This window comes from Pedobacter miscanthi, from assembly GCF_032678605.1.
Taxonomy (GTDB): domain Bacteria; phylum Bacteroidota; class Bacteroidia; order Sphingobacteriales; family Sphingobacteriaceae; genus Pedobacter; species Pedobacter miscanthi_A.
This window is the reverse complement of the sequence record NZ_JAVTSU010000014.1, coordinates 102,041-117,583: the sequence shown is the minus strand read 5'-3', so window position 1 is coordinate 117,583 and position 15,543 is coordinate 102,041. Positions and strand designations below refer to the sequence as shown.

At 38.7% G+C, this 15,543-nt stretch carries 12 protein-coding genes; 8 read left to right on the top strand and 4 right to left on the bottom strand.

Annotated features, from left to right (window positions below; genetic code table 11):
* Positions 1 to 141 precede the first annotated feature (141 nt).
* Both R2R28_RS20395 and R2R28_RS20390 read left to right on the top strand, forming a co-directional pair.
* Positions 142 to 2,838, top strand: coding sequence for a M14 family metallopeptidase (locus tag R2R28_RS20395; RefSeq protein ID WP_316827507.1), 2,697 nt, complete (start codon positions 142 to 144; stop codon positions 2,836 to 2,838).
* 95 nt (positions 2,839 to 2,933) lie between these two features.
* Entirely contained in the window at positions 2,934 to 3,650 is a 717-nt protein-coding gene (locus R2R28_RS20390) for a DsbA family oxidoreductase (RefSeq protein WP_316827506.1), read from the top strand.
* Between the two features lie 201 nt (positions 3,651 to 3,851).
* Here R2R28_RS20390 and R2R28_RS20385 read toward each other — a convergent pair whose 3' ends face one another.
* The 3 genes from R2R28_RS20385 to mfd all read right to left on the bottom strand — a co-directional run bounded on the left by R2R28_RS20385 (position 3,852) and on the right by mfd (position 8,639).
* On the bottom strand, positions 3,852 to 4,073 hold the full coding sequence (locus R2R28_RS20385; RefSeq protein ID WP_230142986.1) for a DUF3820 family protein: 222 nt from the start codon (positions 4,071 to 4,073) through the stop codon (positions 3,852 to 3,854).
* Entirely contained in the window at positions 4,074 to 5,210 is a 1,137-nt protein-coding gene (locus R2R28_RS20380) for an ATP-binding protein (protein ID WP_316827505.1), read from the bottom strand. It abuts the gene before it with no gap.
* 90 nt (positions 5,211 to 5,300) lie between these two features.
* Complete coding sequence (gene mfd, locus R2R28_RS20375; protein ID WP_316827504.1) at positions 5,301 to 8,639, bottom strand: transcription-repair coupling factor; 3,339 nt, start codon at positions 8,637 to 8,639, stop codon at positions 5,301 to 5,303.
* Between the two features lie 231 nt (positions 8,640 to 8,870).
* On the opposite strand from mfd, the gene R2R28_RS20370 reads away from it, so the two are divergent.
* The 5 genes from R2R28_RS20370 (at position 8,871) to R2R28_RS20350 (ending at position 13,151) form a co-directional block, all read left to right on the top strand.
* Positions 8,871 to 9,173, top strand: coding sequence for a DUF2752 domain-containing protein (locus R2R28_RS20370; RefSeq protein WP_316827503.1), 303 nt, complete (start codon positions 8,871 to 8,873; stop codon positions 9,171 to 9,173).
* Between the two features lie 5 nt (positions 9,174 to 9,178).
* The gene (locus tag R2R28_RS20365; protein ID WP_316827502.1) at positions 9,179 to 9,565 is read left to right on the top strand and encodes a TM2 domain-containing protein; all 387 of its coding nucleotides are present in this window, start codon (positions 9,179 to 9,181) and stop codon (positions 9,563 to 9,565) included.
* An 87-nt stretch (positions 9,566 to 9,652) separates the two neighbouring features.
* Positions 9,653 to 10,750 (top strand): Nif3-like dinuclear metal center hexameric protein, encoded by a 1,098-nt coding sequence (locus tag R2R28_RS20360; RefSeq protein ID WP_316827501.1) that lies wholly within the window; start codon positions 9,653 to 9,655, stop codon positions 10,748 to 10,750.
* Positions 10,750 to 11,493 (top strand): zinc ribbon domain-containing protein, encoded by a 744-nt coding sequence (locus R2R28_RS20355; RefSeq protein WP_316827500.1) that lies wholly within the window; start codon positions 10,750 to 10,752, stop codon positions 11,491 to 11,493. The genes R2R28_RS20360 and R2R28_RS20355 overlap by 1 nt, the downstream gene beginning before the upstream one ends.
* A 170-nt stretch (positions 11,494 to 11,663) precedes the next feature.
* Complete coding sequence (locus R2R28_RS20350) at positions 11,664 to 13,151, top strand: tetratricopeptide repeat protein (protein WP_316827499.1); 1,488 nt, start codon at positions 11,664 to 11,666, stop codon at positions 13,149 to 13,151.
* Here the strand turns inward: R2R28_RS20350 and R2R28_RS20345 are convergent.
* On the bottom strand, positions 13,148 to 14,227 hold the full coding sequence (locus tag R2R28_RS20345; RefSeq protein WP_316827498.1) for a ketoacyl-ACP synthase III: 1,080 nt from the start codon (positions 14,225 to 14,227) through the stop codon (positions 13,148 to 13,150). The genes R2R28_RS20350 and R2R28_RS20345 overlap by 4 nt on opposite strands.
* A 331-nt stretch (positions 14,228 to 14,558) precedes the next feature.
* On the opposite strand from R2R28_RS20345, the gene R2R28_RS20340 reads away from it, so the two are divergent.
* Positions 14,559 to 15,542 (top strand): hypothetical protein, encoded by a 984-nt coding sequence (locus R2R28_RS20340; protein WP_316827497.1) that lies wholly within the window; start codon positions 14,559 to 14,561, stop codon positions 15,540 to 15,542.
* Position 15,543 lies beyond the last annotated feature (1 nt).

The following is a 15,543-nucleotide window of genomic DNA, read 5'->3' as shown; positions in this document are numbered from 1 at the left end:
AAGTACTGACAAATTTCCGTTAATAATATTTTTATCTGTGGTTTATGTATCAAGCTCATCGATTACTTGTAACAAATTTACAGCATGCCGTTTTTGAAGCCGGTAGTCTATTATATTTGATTACCAACTAAACTCCTTATTATGATAAAAAATTACTTTAAAGGGCTTTGCTTTGCTTTTTTAATGGTAAATAGTTATGGCTTGCTGGCACAAGAGGTACCAACACCAAAATCTCACTTCGGTTTTGATATCGGTGATGATTACCAACTGGCCAATTACACCCAAACAGAAGCGTATTTTAAAAAACTGGCAGCAAGTTCTAACCGTGTTAAACTAGTTGATATCGGTAAAACTGAAGAAAGCAAAAGTCAGTACATGCTGATTGTTTCTTCACCAGAGAACCTGAAAAAACTAGACCGATATAAAGAAATTTCTCAACAACTTGCTCATGCTGAAATTACGCCTGAACAAGCAAAAGCGCTTGCACAGGAAGGCAAAGCGGTAGTATGGATTGATGGAGGTCTGCACGCAAATGAAGTGGTTGGTGCCCATCAGTTGATCGAGACCATTTATGAGTTTGCTTCCAGAACGGATGCTGAAACCTTACGCATTTTAGATAATGTAATCATTTTGTTTACACATGCCAATCCTGATGGACAGGAGCTGGTGAGTAATTGGTACATGAGGGAAAAAGACCCTAAAAAAAGATCAACCTCTGGTTTACCCGTTTTGTACGAAAAATATGCCGGGCATGATAATAACCGCGATTTTTTTATGTTAAATCTTAAAGAAACACAGAATATTGGTCGACAGCTTTTTGTAGAGTGGATTCCGCAGATTATGTATAATCACCATCAGGCCGGCCCGGCAGGAACTGTGGTAGCTGGCCCGCCCTATCGTGATCCATTTAATTATGTGTTCGACCCCACCATATTAACCAGTTTAGACGCTGTTGGTGCGGCCATGCATAACAGGATGAATGTAGAAAATAAACCAGGTTATACCCAGCGTGGCGGATCGGTTTATTCTACCTGGTACAACGGCGGGTTAAGAACCACAACCTATTTTCATAATATGATTGGTTTATTGACTGAGATTATCGGTAATCCTACCCCATCTGAAATTCCTTTGGTTCCTTCGCGTTTATTGCCAAGTGGCGATTCTCCAAACCCGATTACCCCAAGGAAATGGTATTTTAAAAACTCGATTGATTACTCCGTTTCTTTAAACTATGCGGTTTTAGGTTATGCACAGCGTTACCGCGATGAGTTGTTGTACAACATTTACCAAATGGGTAGAAATTCGATTGAACGTGGTAAAAAAGATACCTGGTCTTTCTCTCCAAAGAAAATTGAAGCCATTAATAATGCAGCTAAAGGAGAAAAGAGCATGGCTATAGCGGGCGGTGATGCCGATTTTGGACCAAGACGACAGATCAGTATTAAAGCTTTTGATACGGTGATGAAAGCGCCTGTAAACCGGGATCCGCGAGGCTATATTTTAAGTGCCGATCAGCCTGATTTTAACTCGGCCATAAAATTTTTAAATGCATTAATCAGAACGGGTATCGTGGTGCAAAAAGGAACTGCTCCGTTTACCATTGCCGGAAAAAATTACCCTGCCGGAAGTTATGTGGTCAAAACCGATCAGGCTTTCCGCCCCCACGTTTTGGATATGTTTGAACCACAGGATCACCCAAATGATTTTAAATACGAAGGTGGGGCACCAATTCCACCGTACGATGCCGCAGGCTGGACTTTGGCTTATTTAATGGATGTGAAGTTCGATCGAATTTTAGATGACTTTTCTGGTCCATTTGAGAAAAATCCTTATGGACAATTGTTAAAACCGGAAAATAAATTGCCAAATGGATCGGGCTATGCATTAAGTGCCGCACAAAACGATTCATATACTGCGGTTAATGATTTGTTAAAGCATAAAATTGAGGTTTATCGCTCTACTGAAAATGGTGATTTTTATGTTTCGTCAGCAGGGAAATCAATATTGGAAAAAGCAAACATCAAACTGAAAAGTGCATCTGCCCCGAAAAACAAAATTAAAGTTTCAACAGCCAGAATTGCCCTTTGGGATACTTATGGAGGTTCTATGGCCTCGGGCTGGCTTCGCTTTTTAATGGAACAATATCATTATAGCGCTACGGTGATTTATCCACAGGATATTGACGCTGGAAATTTAAAATCGAAATACGATGTGATTGTTTTTGTGGGTGGGGCAATTCCGTCGTTTCAAAATGGAGGTACAGGAAACAGATCATTCGGACCAAAGGCTGAGGAAATTCCGCAGGAATTTAGAAACCGTTTAGGCAGGATTACCGCAGATAAATCGATCCCTGAATTAAAGAAATTCTTAGAGGCTGGAGGCAATATTGTAACCATTGGCAGCAGTACCAATTTGGCCTATCATCTAAATCTTCCGGTACGCAATGCAATGGTTGAAATCGTTAACGGAGAGGAAAAGAGATTACCAACCGAAAAATATTATGTTCCCGGAACTGTTCTGAATGTAGGTGTAGACGCTACTTTACCAACCAATTGGGGTATGGAAAAGGAAACGGATATTTATTTTGATAACAGTCCTGTTTTTAAGCTTACAGGCGATGCCATTGCTTCTGGTAAGATTAAACCTTTAATGTGGTTCGAAAATGCTACTCCCCTACGTAGTGGCTGGGCCTGGGGGCAAGCTTACCTTCAAGATGGCGTAACGGCTTTTGAAGCGAAGGTTGGGAAAGGTAAATTACTTGCTTTTGGACCAGAAATAGCTTTCCGGGCGCAAACGCACGGTACTTTTAAACTGATCTTTAACCAATTGTATAAATAATAAAGTAATTGTAAATGAGAGCCACTATCCCAAACGATAGCGGCTTTTTACTTTAGCCTTACTATAGGCAATTATAATCACCTTAATTTTGTGTTATGAAAGTAGAAATCTGGTCGGACGTAATGTGTCCGTTTTGCTATATCGGGAAAAGACATTTTGAACAGGCAATTGAAAAACTGCCCTTTAAAAATGAAATTGAAATAGATTGGAAGAGTTTTCAGCTCAATCCCGAATATCACAATACCAATAATGAAACGGTTTACGATTACCTTTCGAGAAGCAAAGGCATGCCAATTGAGCAGGCCAAACAAATGACTAAACAGGTGGTTGATATGGCTGCAAATGCTGGTTTAACGCTTGATTTTGACACCAATATTCCCGCAAATACTTTTAATGCACATCGTTTAATCCATTTGGCAGCAAAACACAATCTTCAGGATTTAGCAGAAGAAAAACTGTTTGAAGCCCATTTTGTAAATAGCAAAAATATTGGTGAAACCGATGTTTTGGTTGATCTCGCTGTAGAAATCGGCTTAAATAAGGCAGAAGCCCAGGCAGTTTTAAATGGTGAAGAGTTTGCTGAGGCTGTTCGTTATGACATTTATGAAAGCCAGAATTTAGGCATCCGTGGGGTACCTTATTTTGTAATGGACCGTAAATTTGGCGTTTCAGGTGCTCAACCTGTTCAGGCTTTTACTGATGCACTTACCCAAAGTTTTACGGAGTGGAAAGAAACGCAACCCAAAACAACACTTACTTCGTTAAACAAAAATGACGGTGCGGTTTGTGATGAGAATGGCTGTGAGATTTAGATTTTCTTAAGATCGTCCTGCTGAACTTGGTTTATTAGTCATTTTTGCGGTTTTAATGGCCTGATAACTACTTCGTGGTCAGCATCTGCCGGTGTAGGTTCTGTAAATGGATCCTGAAACGAGTTTAAGGAATACGAATGACAAGGGATCCTTCAACTACGCTCAGGATGACATCGCTTTAGGAGAATACCTCTATTCGATTTACCGTTGCTGATTCTTCAAAGGCGTTAAAAGATATTCTAGCCCATTTACCCTTATTTCAAACATGGTAGCCATTAAATCGCCTAATTTACCTTTCGGGAAACCCTTATCTTTATACCAAAGCAAATAACTTTCGGGTATATTGCAGATCAGGTAACCCTTATATTTTCCATAAGGCATTTGCATTTTCACTAAATCGAGCAACAGGGTTGGGTCTAACATTTATAGTATGAAATCTAAATAATTTTCTTTGTTAATTATTGAAAATGTGGCTTGAGGATAATTTTTAGCAAAAAAGCCGGGTATTTTCTTTTTTTGATTGCCCCATTTAAAATCGGCAGCCAAAATTGCTCCGTTATTAATTTCAATAAGGTCTATTTCTTGCTGATCGTAAGTTCTCCAAAAGTAATAAGTGGAATTTTGCTGTTCATATTCCCTTTTTTTAATACGTTCACTAAAACAGTAGTTTTCCCATAAAATACCCTGATCATTCCGTAATGCTAACAATCTAAAATCATTAACAATTGCATTTCGGATACCGTTATCATAAAAATACCATTTGGATGATTTGGTAACCTCTTTGCGTAAATTATTGCTGTAACCACCAACTTTATAAATGATAAAAACCTTCGAAAGTAAATCAAGGTAACGGTTTACCGTATTTTTGCTAATGCCCAAAGTACGCGAAATCTCATCAATCGAAACTTCCGAACCCACTTGGTAGGCAATTAATTTTAACAATTCTAGCAGCTTAGCACTATTTTGAATGTTCTCGTACATTAAAATATCTTTTAAGAGGTACGATTTAACCAGCTCTGCTAAATACTGCGCTTTTTCTGCAAGCGAACCCAAATGAAATAACTCTGGATAGGAACCAAAAATCAGGCGTTCTTCAAAGTTTTGTGTGGTCTGCAGCGCATTTTCCTGTTTATCCAATTCAACCTGCGCAATTGGGTAAAGGTAATAGGTTAAACTTCTTCCTGTTAGTGGCTCCCCTGTTTGGTTCGACAGATCGAAAGTAGACGATCCGCTCGCAATAATCGTGAGGTCTTTAAAAGTATCGATCAATAGCTTCAGTATTTTTCCTATTTCAGGTATCACCTGAGCTTCATCAATAACGAGTAATTTAGCATCGCCTAAAATCCTTTTGTAGTTGGCCGCTGTACGGGTTGCCAATAACAGCTGTACATCCTGGTCTTCTCCGTTTAAAGAAAGATGGTTAATATTGGCATCTTTAATAATGTTTTCAATCAGCCAGGTTTTGCCTACCCTCCTTGTTCCGAAAATTAGGATAACCTTATTTTTCCCAATCTTATTGAGAATTATTGATTTTAAAGCTCTAACAATTTGACTCTCCATTTAAGTCAAATATACGAAAAACGTTAATTGAGTCAGTCTATTGACTCAATTAACGTTAATTCAGTCAATAGACTGACTCAATTAACGTTTTTAATCGATAAGCTCTAAAGTTTCAATTGCTTCTTCAACGGTACTTACATGATCAAAAGCAATTCTGAGCGTATTTTTTACCTCTTTTAAGTTACACATCCGTGGATGGTTCTGCGCAAAAGTTAAAATTTTGGTGAAAGTGTTAGAATCAAAATAAGCCGATTGTTTATCACTTAAGAAATATCCGCGTAAACTATTTTTCTTGAAGCTGATTTTCTCGAAACCTAGTTTCTTGCCCAGCCATTGCAGGCGTACTACACTAAGCATGGTTTTTACCTGTAGAGGAACTGGTCCGAAACGATCAGCCAGGTGTTTTTCGAAAATAGCCAGTTCAGCTTCGTTATCGAGTTTAGAAAGCTCGGTGTATAAATTGTAACGCTCGGTAATATTGGTGATGTAAGCATCCGGAATGTACAATTCCAAATCGGTATCAACTTGCGTAAAACCCACAAACGGACGGGCGGGTTCATTTTCGAACAAACCTTTAAACTCAGCTTCTTTTAGTTCCTGAATAGCTTCATCCAATATTTTGTGGTACATTTCAAAACCGATCTCCGCAATGAAACCACTTTGCTCAGCACCTAATAAATTCCCACTGCCACGAATATCCAAATCGCGCATGGCTACGTTAAATCCACTGCCCAGATCAGAAAACTCTTCTATGGCACTTAAACGTTTACGCGCTTCGGAAGTTAAAGTTGATAAAGGCGGCGAAAGCAGGTAACAGAAAGCCTTTTTATTGCTCCGGCCTACCCTGCCACGCATTTGGTGTAGATCGCTCAAGCCAAACATGTGTGCATGGTTAATGATGATCGTATTGGCATTAGGAATATCCAAACCAGCTTCGATAATCGTAGTGGCTACGAGAACATCTTTTTCCCCGTTAATGAAATCGAGCATTACATCTTCCAGTTGGTCGCCATCTAACTGCCCATGGGCAATACCAATCCTTGCTTTTGGAACCAGTTTCTGGATCATTCCACCCAATTGCATCAGGTCGTTAACCCGGTTATGGATAAAAAAGACCTGTCCGCCACGGTCTAACTCAAACTGAACGGCTTCCTGGATCAGTTTATCATTAAAAACATGTAATTCCGTGCTTACCGGCTGTCGGTTTGGTGGTGGTGTACTAATGATGGATAAATCCCTTGCCCCCATTAAAGAGAAATGCAGTGTTCTCGGAATCGGCGTTGCCGTAAGCGTTAAGGTATCAACGTTTACACGCACGGCTTTTAAGCGTTCTTTTGCGGTAACGCCAAATTTCTGCTCTTCATCAATAATCATGATGCCGAGATCCTTAAATTTTACATCTTTGCTCAATAAACGGTGTGTACCAATCAATATGTCCACTTTACCCGCTGCCGCTTCGGCCAGGGTATCTTTAATCTGTTTACTGGTTTTAAAACGGTTAATGTAATCAACCGTAACCGGAAAATCTTTTAAACGTGAAGAGAAAGTTTTAAAATGCTGTAGGGCTAAAATGGTTGTTGGCACCAATATAGCAGCCTGTTTGCCCTCTGCTACCGCTTTAAACGCCGCACGAACGGCGATCTCCGTTTTTCCGAAACCTACATCACCGCAAACCAAACGGTCCATCGGGTGTGGCGATTCCATATCCTTTTTAACGTCCTGTGTTGCTTTTAACTGGTCGGGGGTATCTTCGTAAATGAAAGAAGCCTCCAGTTCGGTTTGTAGATAACTATCGGGAGAAAAAGCCGTTCCAGCTTGCGTTTTGCGCAAAGCATAAAGCTTGATCAAATCCCGGGCGATATCTTTAACTTTTTTTTTAGTAGTTTTTTTTAGCTTGTCCCAGGCATCCGTGCCCAGCTTATTCATTTTGGGTACGCCACTTTCCTTGCCGCTGTATTTCGCTATACGGTTTAAGGAGTTGATGTTTACATAAAGCAGATCATTATCAGCATAAATTAAACGGATCATCTCCTGCGTTTTGCCATTTACCTCAACTTTTTCAAGTCCGGCATACTTACCAATTCCGTGATCGATGTGCGTAACGTAATCGCCTGATTTTAGTTCTCTTAAATCTTTCAGGGTAATGGCCTGACTTTTCTGATAACCTTTTTTAAGCTTGTATTTATAGTAACGATCAAAAATCTGGTGATCGGTATAAAATGCGGTCTGGATCTGCGGATCAACAAAACCCTCACGCAACATGCTGTTAATCGGCGTAAATTTGGCTGTTTTATCAATATCCTCTAAAATGGCATATAAACGCTCGATCTGCTTAGGCGAATCGGTAAAAATAAAATTAACAATACCGGCTTTTTCATTTTCCTTAAGGTTGTGAATCAGGAGATTGAAATCTTTGTTGAAAGAAGGCTGTGGTTTGGTTTCGAACTCGAAACGGTTATCTGTTTTATAAAAAAACTGTTTGCCGAACTCTACCAAAGGGAAATCCTGAAGGTGATCGCCCAGTAATTTCTCGTCGCTAAAAGCAAATTTAGGGTCTATCCATTCTGGATTTTGTGTTTTATCTGCTGCAGGCAAAGCTTTCCAAAGCTCAACAGCTTTTTTATATCCTGCTTTTACAATGTCTAAAGTAAATTCTACATCTTTAAACCAGAGCTGGGTATCCTGATCGATATAATCGAGAATACTGATATTACTTTCCGTTAAAAACTTGGCCTGCACGTTTGGCACAATGGTTAACGATTTAACATCGTTTACTGAAAGCTGACTTTCAATTTCAAAACTTCTGATGCTCTCCACTTCATCTCCAAAAAATTCGATGCGGTAAGGAAGGTCGGAAGAAAAAGAGAATATATCTACAATACCTCCGCGGATAGAAAACTGGCCAGGTTCGTAAACAAAATCCCTTCTGTCGAAATCGTAGTCGATTAAAAACTCGTTGATAAAATCAATCCCCAGTTTTGCACCTAGACTGATTTCCAATGTGTTTTTTTCCAGAGCAGAACGATCGATTACCTTTTCGGCAATGGCTTCAGGATAAGAAACCACAATTTTTCCATATTCCGAATCGTGGTTCAGTTCGTTCAATACTTCGGCACGTGCTAATACGTTGGCTGTATCTACCTGAGTAAAATCGAAAGATTTACGGTAGGAAGAAGGAAATAATAAAACCTGTTTATCCAATACACTTTCAAGGTCTGACTGGAAATAGGCTGCCTCTTCCCTATCTGGCAAAACAAAAAGGATAGGTTTATGTAATAAAAAATAAGATGAAAGTGCAACAATAGCATCGGCCGAGCCCACCAACCCCTTTAATTGTATCTTTGGGCTTTTGGTAGCGTTCAACGCTTTGGTAAATTGGGTTACCCTATCGTCGGTTTTGTATCTGTTTATTAAATCTCGAATGTTCAAGGCACAAAAATAAGCTTATCTTTTAATATTAACCCCCAATTTGTGTAAAGGTTTTTTTAACTATTTTTGGCCGGGTTACAGGTGAAATTCAAAAACAGAAAAAGAAATAAGATGTTATTCTTAGATTCCATTACTCGTTTGGTCGAAATATATCCCCCTTTCGTCGATTAAGGGCAAATCGATGTAACAAAGGCAGTTGTACAGCCTCTAAATTATATAAAAAGTGAAACAATGAAATACGTCAGAAGCTTTCCACTAGAACTTGTTTTCTGGGTAACAGCTTTAGTATTACTGGCAGCAACGAATGGCCGCGAGCATCATTTTACACTTTGTCCTTTAGCTAATTTAGGCTTTAAGGATTGGTGTCCGGGATGTGGTATAGGCAGGTCGATAAGTCATATTTTACATGGCGAGTTTACCGAAAGTTTTTCCGAACACTGGTTTGGGTTTCCGGCACTTATGATTATAATTTGCAGAATTTATACATTGATAAAAAATAAAAAAAAGTTTAAAATTTCAACCACTAATACATAGAAACCATGGATATATTTCAATCACCTCTAATGTCGTTACCAGGTATAACACCAGAGGAATACTCATACTTACAACAAGCTACAACCGGATTAACCGAAGAGCAGTTGCGCAATTTCTTAATGGTTTACAGCAGCAAAAGGAAAAATCCATCGGATATGTTGATTTTCTGTTTAATCGGTTTATTTGCTGTACCAGGTTTACAAAGATTTATCATCGGCCAGATTGGCATGGGTATTTTATATCTTTTAACAGCTGGTTTATGCTTTATCGGATCCATTATCGATGTAGTAAACCATAAAACCTTAGCTTTTGAACATAATCAGAAAATGGTTTTCGAAAGCCTGCAAATGGTAAGAATGAGCGGTGGTTTTCAGCAGCCAGGAAAATTCTAGAATATAATATTTTCAAACCTACCAGGTTTTAAAAACCTGGTAGGTTTTTAAGTAAAACAAAAGTGCTGAAATTTCTATATTTATCGAATGAAATTAGCTGAAATTACCAATTACTTAGAAAGCATTGCGCCGCTTAATTACCAGGAAGATTACGACAACTCGGGCTTAATTGTAGGCGATCCGAATATGGAAATCCGGGCGGCTTTGGTGGCTTTAGATTGCGTGGAGAAAATTGTAGACGAAGCCATTTCTACCGGCTGTAACCTCATTATTACCCACCACCCCATTGTTTTTAAAGGGCTAAAAAAGCTGAACGGCAAAAATTATGTAGAACGGGTGGTGTTAAAAGCCATTAAAAATAATATTGCGCTTTATGCCATTCATACTAATCTCGATAGCATCCATACCGGTGTAAATGCCAGGATTTGCGAGCGTTTGGGCTTAACCGGCACCAAAGTGCTTTCGCCAAAGGCGGGACTATTAAAAAAACTGGTTACTTATTGCCCGCAGGCACAGGCAGAACAATTGCGGTCGGCATTATTTTATGCCGGTGCAGGTAATATTGGTAATTACAGCGAGTGCAGTTTCAATGCAGATGGTTTTGGCACATTTAAGGGGAATGAAAATTCGGATCCCTTTGTAGGCGAAAAAGGTGTACGTCATCGCGAAGCCGAAGTACGGATTGAAATGGTTTATCCTACACAAGCCGAGCGGAAAATTCTGGTTGCCCTATTCGAAAACCATCCTTATGAAGAAGTAGCCTACGATATTTATAATCTCGAGAACAAACATCAACTGGTGGGTTCGGGCATGGTGGGTTGGCTAGAATATGATATGGATGCTTACGATTTTTTACACCTGGTAAAAGACCGGATGCAGGCAAAGGTGGTCCGGCATACCGATATTACCGGCAAGAGGATTAAAAAAGTTGCAGTTTGTGGTGGTTCTGGTAGTTTCCTTTTAAAAGAGGCTATTGCTGCAGGGGCAGACGCTTTTATTACGGCAGATTTTAAATATCATGAGTTTTTTGATGCAGAGGAAAAATTGATCATTGCAGACATCGGACACTTTGAAACTGAACAATTTACCTCAAATTTATTGCTTGAAATTATTCAGAAAAAATTTACTAACTTTGCAATCCGTTTAACGGAGCAAAATACAAACCCCATAAATTACTTGTTTTAATGGAACAAACCGTAGAACAAAAGCTAAAGGCTTTATACGAATTACAAAATATCCACACAAAAATTGATAAGATCCGTCAGGTACGTGGCGAATTACCAATGGAAGTTGCCGATCTTGAGGATGACGTTTTAGGATTAGAAACTAGAATTGCAAAAATCAAAGGCGAACTTGATGATCTTGAGGATTCGATCGTAACCCGTAAAAATACAATTAAAGATGCGCAAGCTGCCATCAAAAGATACGATACTCAATTAAAAGAAGTTAAAAACAACCGTGAATACGATGCTTTAACTAAAGAAATTGAGATTCAAGGTTTAGATATCCAGGTTTCTGAAAAGAAAATTAAAGAACATGGTTTCGAAATCAATTCAAAAACTGAAATCTACGAAGCTGCTAAAGGTGAATTAGATGGCAGAAAGAAAGATTTAGAAATTAAAAAAGGCGAATTGGATGTAATTACTGCAGAAACTGAAAAAGAAGAGCAGGATTTACAAAAGAAAGCCGATAAAGCAGAGCCTCAAATTGAGGAGCGTTTACTAGTGGCTTACAAACGTTTACGCAAAAATGCTGTAAATGGTTTGGCTGTTGTAACCATCGATCGTGATTCTTGTTCAGGTTGTTTCAACCAGATTCCACCTCAACGTCAGTTAGATATCCGTCAGCGCAAAAAAATCATCGTTTGCGAGCACTGCGGCCGTATTTTGGTTGATGAGGCTTTAACTCACGAAGTAGCTGAAGGTTAATTAACCGCATTAAAAAAATTAAACGTCCCGATCTGATCGGGACGTTTTTTGTTTAGGCCTGTTTTTTGCTCACACAAAACAAGAATACGATTTTAGCGTTTAATGTAGATATTTGTTAACATGTAAACTGCTATTGCTGCAGTGCAGAACCAAACCGAAATAAATCCCGAATGAATAAAAGCTTCCGTTTTTTTATAACCTCTGCCCTGCTCATATTTCCGCTGTTTTCATTTGCAAACTTCGATTTCAATAGCAATTGCTTAAACGCATATAAAAGTATTTTCGAACTTAAACTTGGTAATGCAAGGGCCTACATTTCTACCGAAAAGAAGCAGCATCCCAATAATTCCATTATTCCGTTTCTTGAAAATTACGTTGATTTTTTCACGGTACTTACTTCAGAAAGCAAGGCCGATTTTGACCGCTTAAAAGGGAATAAATCAAGCCGGTTAGACCAGATTAGCGAAGATGATAAAAATTCGCCCTATTACCTATACGCTCAGGCAGAAATTAATTTGCAATGGGCGCTTATCCGCGGGCGTTTTGGGGAATATTTTAACGCTGCGATGGAAGTTAAGAGAGCGAATAACCTTTTGCAGGAGAACAATAAAAAATTCCCGAATTTTCACCTCAATTTAAAAGGACTTGGTTTGATCAATGCCGTTTTAGGTAATTTACCTGACGGAGCTTTGAAAACAGCGCTTTCTACCTTCGGAATAAAAGGAAATCTGCAAAGTGGATTGAATATGTTCGAAAAACTGGCCGATAATTTACCAAAATCATCTTATGAACCGTTTTACGAAGAAGTGGTATTTTATTACGCCTATGTATTAACCGATGTAGCACACAGTCCGCTGGCTTATGCCAAAACAATGAAATATACCGAAAGGATTGCGGATACCAGTTTGTTAAAAAGTTATCTCCAGAGTTATGTGTGCATTAAAAATTCGCATAGCGACGAGGCCATAGCCATTTTAGCCAAAAAGCCTGAAGGAGGTGTTTACCAGCCTTTTCCTTATCTGGATTACCTGGAAGGAATTGCACATTTAAATAAACTCGACCTCAATTCAGCAACTTATTTTAACCGATTTTTACAGACCACCAAGGGCGTAAATTTTTTAAAGGACGGATATCTTCATTTAGGCTGGATATCGCTGCTGAAGGGAGATAAAGCGGGTTATGGAGCATTTGCTGCAAAGGCAGTTAAAAACGGTTATACTTATATGGAAAAAGATAAGCAGGCAAAAAGTGAAGCTTCTGCAGGAACACCCACCCTGGATCTTTTAAAAGCCAGGCTTTTATTTGACGGGGGTTATTTAAATAAGGCCTTGCAGCTACTGGATGATAAAAAAGTTGCAGACTATACTAACGATAAAGATAAAACTGAATTTAATTACCGTTTAGGACGGATATATGACGATTTAGGTAAAGATGACCAGGCTTTGGCGGCCTATCAGGAAACGATTAACGAAGGTAAAAACCTGAAATATTATTTCGCGGCTAATGCTGCGGTACAGATGGGTAAGGTTTACGAAAGAAGAAAAAATACGGCAAAAGCAAAAGAGGCTTTCAATACTGCCATTGCCATGAAAAATCATGAATTTGAAAGTAGTATTGAAAGCCAGGCTAAAGCCGGATTAAAACGATTGGCGAACTAGAAACGGTGTACAAAAGCATTAATGTGCATCCCTGCTCCTACCGAAGCAAATACAGCAACATCACCAGCTTTAACTTTATAACCCTTAACCTCGCCTTTTAATACCAGATCTAATAAGGTTGGTACAGTGGCAACCGAGCTGTTTCCTAACCATGAAATCGTCATCGGAACCAGGTTTTCAGGTACGGTATCTTTGCCATAAAGTTTAAATAAGCGTTTCATAATAGCCGTATCCATTTTGCCGTTTGCCTGGTGTACAAATACGATGTTGATATCTTCTACACTCAAACCTGCTTTATCAATGGCTTTTTTAATTACCTGGGGCACTTGTACCACCGCAAACTCGTAGAGTTTACGCCCGTTCATTTTTAAGTAAAGGTTTCCATTGGTTTCATCAGGATGCGATCCCTTGCCCATGGTTAACAGGTTGCCATAATTAACGGCATGTGTTTCTGTTTTATGGGCTAAAATTCCTGTTTTTTGTGTTTCTTCTTCTTTTGCTTCGAAAATTACCGCTCCGGCACCATCCGAAAAAATCATACTGTCACGGTCGTGTGGATCGATAATACGACTTAAAGTTTCTGCACCAATTACCATCACCCGTTTAGCATCGCCACTTTTGATGTAGTAATCGGCCTGAATGGCCCCCTGAACCCAGCCCGGGCAACCAAAAATAAGATCATAAGCCACACAGTCAGGATTGTGAATATCCAGCTGTTGTTTCACTTTTGATGCTAATGAAGGTAAAATATCGCTTCTATTACTGTTTAAAGGAATATCCCCAAAATTATGGCAAAAGATGATATAGTCTAAAGTTTCTTTATCTATACCTGCATTTTCTATGGCTTTTTCTGCCGCCTTTGCGCCGATGTGATTACTCAATTGCTCGGGGCATACATAACGCCTTTCTACAATCTCAGTAATTTCAGAGAATTTATGAATAATCTCTGAGTTCTCTTTCTCTAACCGGTTCCCGTTCTCAAAAAACGTAGAATTTAAGAATTCGTTACCAGAAATAACATTCTGTGGAATATAACTTCCAGTACCGGCAATTACCGTATTTATCACTTTGCTCATAATTATAATACCGCATACTAAAACGGTATGTAGTATAAAAATATCAATTATATTCGATAATCGAAAATATATTTGATTTTAACCCGCTTTGTTTTTGAAATTAAATTTTAATAGTTCGGTTATAATGGTGTTATTTGGCTCCTTTAATATGCTTTTATGAAGTTTATTAAAACAGGTGTTAAAGCTATAAATAATTTTCGGACAATTTGCTTACAGGCATCATCTTCCCGATCGAATGACAACCAGTTTTGATAATAAATATACCAAGTATTGGGTATATACAAGGCTTTATCTGCAGGCTATTTTTACGCTAACTCAAACAAACTCAAAAATGAAAAATTTCCTGATTATTATTTTGCTCCTGTTCGTGGCAAAGGTGGCAAATGCTCAATCGCATGTTTCTAAAAGTGAATATGCCCGTTACAACTGCAGGTTTGCTCCTAAAGGCTGGAATAACTCTGAAGGAAAGCTAATGTGCCCCGCCTGTGCAAAAGAAAATGAAGATGCACGCAAAAAAAGTATCGCTGATGATAAGGCAGCTTCTGAGGCTAACAAGATAAACAATGTAAAACTGAAGGCAGAAAACGAAGCTAAATTTAAAAAGAAACAAGCAGAAAATGCGGAAAAAAATAAAGTTACTGAAGTGCACGTGGCGATGGGAAAAACACCTGTAACCGCAAGCAAAACACCTGAAAAGCCAGTAAAAAAAGTACCAGTCAAACTTACAAAAGATATTCTTTTTTTTGCTGATTATCCCGGATCAATGTCGATGAATGGCAATCGTTTAAATTACTTTTTGAATGAAAATGGCGATACGGTTTTAAAGAGCAAGGATTATTACGGCACATTCGCGGCTTTTAGTGATAATAAAAACAATTTCCCTAAAAATATAGGCATCGTAATTTTAAATGAGGAAAATACGTTAACCAATGGTAAAACAAGAAAGGTTGCAGATATCGTTGACCTGAAGGGAAAACGGCTTTTTAATGATAAGAGTATCAGTACCATCTTTCATTTAATGAACGAATATTTCGTGATTGGCAGAAGCAGGGATTTTGGAGAGGATTCTAGCTGGGGATACAATTACAGGAGAATTCAGGATGTAGATATTTATAATGCCAAAACGAAGAAAACCATTACTTTGGATAAGGATCGTTCAAGGGTAGAAATTTATGTGGCTTTTGATCACCGTAAACTGGAAGATGAGGGGTTAAAACCTGTACTCTCGAGAAGGTATTCGAATTATGATGAAGACATATACTGCCTAAATGCAGCAGGAGAGCTGGTGGTGAAAAGGTTTCAGCGTTCGAGGTAGT